This window comes from Alkalispirochaeta americana (assembly GCF_900156105.1).
GTDB lineage: Bacteria > Spirochaetota > Spirochaetia > DSM-27196 > Alkalispirochaetaceae > Alkalispirochaeta > Alkalispirochaeta americana.
Map to the genome: position 1 here is coordinate 1 of NZ_FTMS01000036.1, position 6,551 is coordinate 6,551.

General features: G+C 40.6%; 4 protein-coding genes. All 4 read left to right on the plus strand.

Translation table 11 applies throughout. From position 1 onward, the window contains the following. Positions 1 to 114: 114 nt before the first annotated feature. Positions 115 to 753 carry a hypothetical protein gene (locus BW950_RS14300; protein ID WP_076489982.1) on the plus strand — a complete coding sequence of 213 codons (639 nt, stop codon included), beginning with the start codon at positions 115 to 117 and terminating at the stop codon, positions 751 to 753. A gap of 2 nt (positions 754 to 755) precedes the next feature. Then, the gene (locus BW950_RS14305) at positions 756 to 1,808 is read left to right on the plus strand and encodes a histidine kinase (protein WP_076489983.1); all 1,053 of its coding nucleotides are present in this window, start codon (positions 756 to 758) and stop codon (positions 1,806 to 1,808) included. 129 nt (positions 1,809 to 1,937) lie between these two features. Further along, a complete protein-coding gene (locus BW950_RS14825; RefSeq protein WP_083944058.1) occupies positions 1,938 to 2,903 on the plus strand; it encodes a hypothetical protein in 966 nt (321 codons plus the stop codon). Between the two features lie 955 nt (positions 2,904 to 3,858). After that, a complete protein-coding gene (locus tag BW950_RS14320) occupies positions 3,859 to 6,027 on the plus strand; it encodes an AAA family ATPase (protein ID WP_076489985.1) in 2,169 nt (722 codons plus the stop codon). Positions 6,028 to 6,551 lie beyond the last annotated feature (524 nt).

The window sequence follows — 6,551 nt, forward strand, 5'->3', positions numbered from 1 at the left end:
TTCTGTCACGGTTTGTGCACCTCGCTTCGCTCGCTTGCGCACAAACCGCGCCACCCCGCTCCGCTGGTCAGGCATTGCCGGTTAAGCCAGCGTTATACAGAAAAGGAGTAAATTTTGTTTAGAAAACAGAAGTTTGTAAGGAATTTTGAATTAGAGAGCCTAAAAGAAAAAACAAGAATACTCTTTATAGATGATGAGGAACGTAAAAAAACAATAGATTATCTTGATAAAGAAAGGTGGAGAGCACAATGGATAGATGACCTAGATTCTATGGAAAAAACGGCTTTAAAAGATTCCCATATAATCTTTGTGGATATTATGGGTGTTGGAAAAAAGTTGGAAAAAGAATATGAAGGTCTAGATCTAATCGTTTCTATAAAAGAAAAATACCCAGAGAAAAAAGTTGTAGTTTACTCAAGTAAAAGTATGCATGATATTTTTCATCCGGCAAATGAAATTGTAGATAAAAGAATATTGAAAAGAGCTGGAGATTTTGAAGTATTTCGTTCCGCTATAGAGGAGCTAAGTAAAAAATGTTTCAATTGGGATTCTGTAATTGAAGAAATTTTTAGGCTTATAAAAGATGAACTACCATCAGGTTATAGAAAGGAAGATTTATCTAAAGTTCTATTGAAATCGATCAATAAGGATAAATCATTAAATGAAAAGAAAATAAGAACAATGTTGACAGTAGGAAAAACTACTTATGATATCTTAATGCCACTTTTATCTCTTTATTTAGGTGCAAAGTAATAATGATCTGCATAATAAAAGATAAAGAAACTTTAAAATCAATATATGAACATAATGATTTGTCTGATGATGAACTATTCCGTATAAGGAAGTACGTTACCGATAATACTTTTCCTGATGGTGTTGATAAATTTGGATATAACAAAATTATATCTGATGATCAGAATATCTACTACTACCACTTGAAAGGAATTAAGACTTCAAAAGATGGTAAATTTCAATTAAGATCCATACACAAAGGAATTAATAAACTTCTCAGCTTTATTGTTGAAAGGAAAGAAATTGAAGACCATGTAAAAGAAATCGCCTTGCATAATACAAGGAATATTCATAATTCTGTCCTTGAAAGATTAAAGAATACATTTGCACATTCAGAGTTGGTTCATTCGAGTAATAAAGTTGATTTTGTTCGAGATATAATCAATTCAGATTCAAATCTATCAAATATCCCTAAAGATATATTGGCTACTTTAAAAGCATTAGAGCAGGTATCCTTTGATTATGACATTATTGATTTTATTACAATGGGTAATAGATTTGATGACAAGGATTATACCGAAACAAAGGTTCATACATTATTAGTATTAGTTTTCTATCTATATGAGTATGATTTTAATAAAAAAAACATCAGGATAAATATTGAACCGAATCATGATTCCATCAATGTTAACTTTTATACTTTTAGAAGTGCTATGTCTCTCATTTTCGAAAATTGCCTTAAATATACTAAATCAAATTCAGAAATAGTTCTGTCTCATTACCGGATAGATGATTCATATATCATTAAAATAAAAATGACTAGTATTCGTAATGATGATGAAGAAATAGAAAAAATATTTTTACCTGAATATAGAGGTAAAAACGCACAAAAGCTTCTTCCTAGTAAAGGAAAAGGACTAGGGTTATATGTTGCAAAAGTATTATTAGATCTAAATGGTATAAATTTGGATTTTGTTAAGTGCAATAACGAAGTAATTGAAGAGCATGGTGTTATTTATTGTGATAATGAGTATAGAATAATTATTCCTGCTGATAGAATAAATAAATCTGTATAACAAGGTTTTGGAGCAGTCTGTTTTTTTGTCATAATTTTTGAATACTCAAAAATGACGCCAACCCTTCGGGACAAAGCCAGCAGCTCAAAACGGAGTTATACAGAATCCAGGATTTGAAATGGACTAAATATGCAAGATAAAAACATTTATGACTTTTTTCCTCCAATTGAAAATTCGGTCTCGAAGATTTATCAGTACATTAATACTCAACGATATCAAACAAAACTCCTTTCAGATGTGGATACCTGGAATCAAATATGTAGTAGCCTCTGGGTTATTGGAGATACACTTCTATCCCTTAAAGATTATGATAAATCAGAATTTCCGGATTCGGATGGTCTTAAATATATTTTTACATATGGGCTACTTCAATCACTTTTTATTCAACAAGATGCAATAACTCACCTAGCAGAAGCTTTTGATATAGATTTAGGGATTCAAAGTGAAAAATTAAAGCAAATTAGAGAAATCAGAAATGCTGCCATTGGTCATCCAACGAAAATGCAACGCAAGAATAAAAAGTTTTTTAATTACATATCACGAATATCCATGTCAAAATATTTCTTTACAATCCAAGTTGCCTCCAAAGATACACCGGATGATTTCCAGAATGTTGATACCAAGAAAATTATTATCTCCCAATTATCAGAAATTAAGGAATTGGTTATGAAAATTGAAAATGAATTATCAGACAGAGATAAAGATCATAAAAAGAAATTTGAAGGAGATTTGTTGCTGAATCTGTTCGAAGGTGACTTGCATTATCAATTTGAAAAGATTTTTAGCGGAATTTTTAATCCTGGGCATGGAAATTTAGAATTTGGCTTATCAATGCTTAATTCAGTACGTAGTATTTATGAGAGATTCAAATCGGAATTAAATAATCGAGATGAATTGCAAGGGAATAGTTCACTGCAATATGAGTTAGATAATTATTTCCATGCGATTAAGCAATTAGAAAAATACTTTGGATCAGAAAACATCGAGATGAATGAAAAAGATGCCAGAATATATGCTTATTATCTTCGTGAAGAACATAAATATTTTCATCAAATTGCATCTGAGATTGATGACGAATATATAGGATCTGTATAACAATCGCATGCAACTGACAATTTTTTTGTCATAGTTTTTGAATGCTCAAAAACTACGCCAACCCTTCGGGACAAAATTGCAGCTGATGCGAGCGTTAGGACGCCTGGGGCATCCCGGGCTCCCGAGGACGGCACTCGTTATTCGGAAAGCTGCACGATCCAGGGATTGAAACCGCCTGTTCAAGGGCGATCGGTGAAGGCAATCTGGTCAGCGAGAAAGTCTTTTCTGCTGGAAAAATCGATATATTCGGCGGATAATGGACCCGGATCATTTTCACTGGATCTGGAAAAGAGGATTCCTTTTCAGAAATGCAGAACCAGAAAGGACCAAGGCGGTGCCTGATTTCCCCTGGTGTTCGTTGGATGCTATTGGGGGTCACGGGCGTTCTAACAACAGCTTCAACCGGACAATGCCTTCTGTCACGGTTTGTGCACCTCGCTTCGCTCGCTTGCGCACAAACCGCGCCACCCCGCTCCGCTGGTCAGGCATTGCCGGTTAAGCCAGCGTTAGGACGCCTGGGGCATCCCGGGCTCCCGAGGACGGCACTCCCTATTTGGGAAAGATATGATTTCCCGGGATTGGGGAACCCGATTTGTGGGGTTCGATCGGCGAAAGAATCCTGGACTGCGCAGAGAATCCTTTCTGCTGGCCAGATATGAATTGTCGGCGGATAATAGACCCGGATTTTTTTGGTGGATCTGGAACAGAGAGATTCTCTTCCAGGAACGCATTGATCATGAAGGAACAAGGACGTGCCTGATGGTCCCAGGTGTTCGTTGGATGCTATCGGGGGTCACGGGCGTTCTAACAACAGCTTCAACCGGACAATGCCTTCTGTCACGGTTTGTGCACCTCGCTTCGCTCGCTTGCGCACAAACCGCGCCACCCCGCTCCACTGGTCAGGCATTGCCGGTTAAGCCAGCGTTATGTGCTTTGGAGTAGGAGGTAGCGATAGGTGATTACCGAAATTCACATGGATGCAGTGGCGAGCTTTAAGCAAGCTACGTCGCTCGTTACAGATAAGAAAATAAATCTTATCTACGGCCTAAACGGCACCGGTAAATCAACAATCTCCAATTTCCTTTATGAGCCCAATAATTCTGCGTTCGTCTTGTGCAAAAAGGTGCCCGCATCATCGGTTCCAGTTCTCGTTTACAACCAAAATTTCATACGAGACAATTTCTATGTCGCGGATAGTTTGCAAGGCATCTTCAGCCTTTCAAAAGAAAACAAAGAAGCTGAACAAAAGATAGCCGACGCTACAAAGAAGCAAGGGAAGCTTGAGCAAGATCTACAAGAGAAGCGCAGTGAAAAGGAATTGGTAACACAGGCATTTTCCCAACAAAAACATCAGGCCATAGAAAAGGTTTGGAGCATCAAGCAGACCTATACTGGCGGTGATCGCGTTCTTGAGTACTGTCTCGAAGGCCTAAAGGGACAAAAAGACAAGCTTTTTTCTCATCTCCAGGGTATCCCGAAACCAGCCAGCGAACCAAAAACAGACATTCAAACAATCCGACAAGAAGTAGAAGCACTCAAAGGTGATGATGCTCAGCTTCAATCGCGCCTGGTGGCTCTGTCTTTTGCTGCTCACAGTGTCGAGTCGGACCCAGTGTTCGGAAAATCCATCCTTGGGAATACCGATAGTGAGGTTGCGGCTTTAATCGAGAAGTTGGGGAATTCGGACTGGGTAAAGCAAGGCCTTTCATACTTGCCGGAGAGCGTAGGTGAATCAGACGCACAATGCCCCTTTTGCCAGGAAGTAACGATTTCGGAGAAATTTATCGACAGCGTAAGGTCGTACTTTGATTTGACCTACGAGCAGCAGTTAGACGAGCTTGCGCAACTTCTAAAGGCATACCGAGCCGCCTTTGATTCGTTGCCGGGACTGAGTTCCTTTATCAACCATCCATTTGTACAAAAGCGCAAGGACTCCATAACCAATAAATATCATTTACTTGTGGGCGCGCTCCAGGGTAATGCCGGCAAGATTGAAGAAAAATTAAAGAGTCCAAAGGTTCCGGTTACGTTGTCCGACACGACTGGCCTGATCGCCGATTTCAACTTAGCAATCGATCAGATTAACTCGGAAGTCGATGAGTACAACGACAAGCTCAAGAATCGTGAATCTGCGCTCGAAAACTTACGCAACGAATTTTGGCAACTGATGCGGTGGCAGTATGACCAAACAATGGCTCGGTTTGATGCCGACCGAGAGGCTGCTAATCAGCAATTGAAAGGCTTGGATGTAGAGATCGGAAATATTAATGCTGAGCTGGCTAAGGCCAAGGGAGAGATTGCGGAGGCACAAAAACAGACTGTTAATATTGACCAAGCGGTCACTGCTATCAATGCAGGTCTTATTGACCTTGGCATAGATGACTTCAGCGTACAGAAGCACTCTGAAAACCTCTATCGCGTGGTGCGCGCAGGTGATTCCAAAGACGCATTTCATTCGCTAAGCGAGGGAGAGAAGATGATGATCAGCTTCTTGTACTTCTGCGAGCTGTGTAAGGGTAAGGCTAGTGCAGAAGATACTCACGCTCAGTGCATCGCGGTGATAGATGATCCAATTTCGAGCCTTTCTCATGTATTTATTTTCAACGTCGGGCAACTCATTCGTTCGGTGTTCTTCAAGGGGGATCGGTTCAGTCAGGTCATTGTCCTGACTCATAGTCTCTACTTTTTCTACGAGATGACAGATCCGAATCACGACCGCCGTGAGAGAACACAGAAATTGTTTAGGCTTTCAAAGCCCTCTTCTGGCAGCATTATCCAAGAGATGAAGTACGAGGAAATTCAAAATGACTATCAAGCGTACTGGTCCGTTGTTAATGACCAGTCTCAACCACCGGCACTTATCGCAAACTGTATGCGCAACATAGTCGAGTACTTTTTCAACTTTGTTCGTAAGAAAGACCTGAATAACGTTTTCCAGATGTCGGAGCTCCAGGATCCCAAGTACCAAGCCTTTTGCCGGTATATCAATAGGGAGTCACATTCCCTTGGCCAGAACATTATAGATATGAAGGAGTTCAACTATGACGTATTCAAGGAGGGATTGAGGCTTGTTTTTGAGAAAACGGGTTACCCGGACCACTACAAAGCCATGTCTAAATGTTAGTAGTGCAAATGTGAGAAACGCACATAACAAGTTGCTGCACGCGGAAAAATTACTCGCTACGCTCCCAATTTTCCGGTGAGCAAGGCGTTAGGACGCCTGGGGCATCCCGGGCTCCCGAGGACGGCACTCGTTATTCGGAAAGCTGCACGATCCAGGGATTGAAACCGCCTGCTCAAGGGCGATCGGTGAAGGCAATCTGGTCAGCGAGAAAGTCTTTTCTGCTGGAAAAATCGATATATTCGGCGGATAATAGACCCGGATTTTTTGGGTGGATCTGGAACAGAGAGATTCTCTTCCAGGAACGCATTGATCATGAAGGAACAAGGACGTGCCTGATGGTCCCAGGTGTTCGTTGGATGCTATCGGGGGTCACGGGCGTTCTAACAACAGCTTCAACCGGACAATGCCTTCTGTCACGGTTTGTGCACCTGGAAACGGCAAACTAAACTAACCAGCGCGGGGAAAACAGGATTGACCACATAGAACCAAAAGAAAGCCCTCCTGTATAGTTGCAGTTGAAGAAA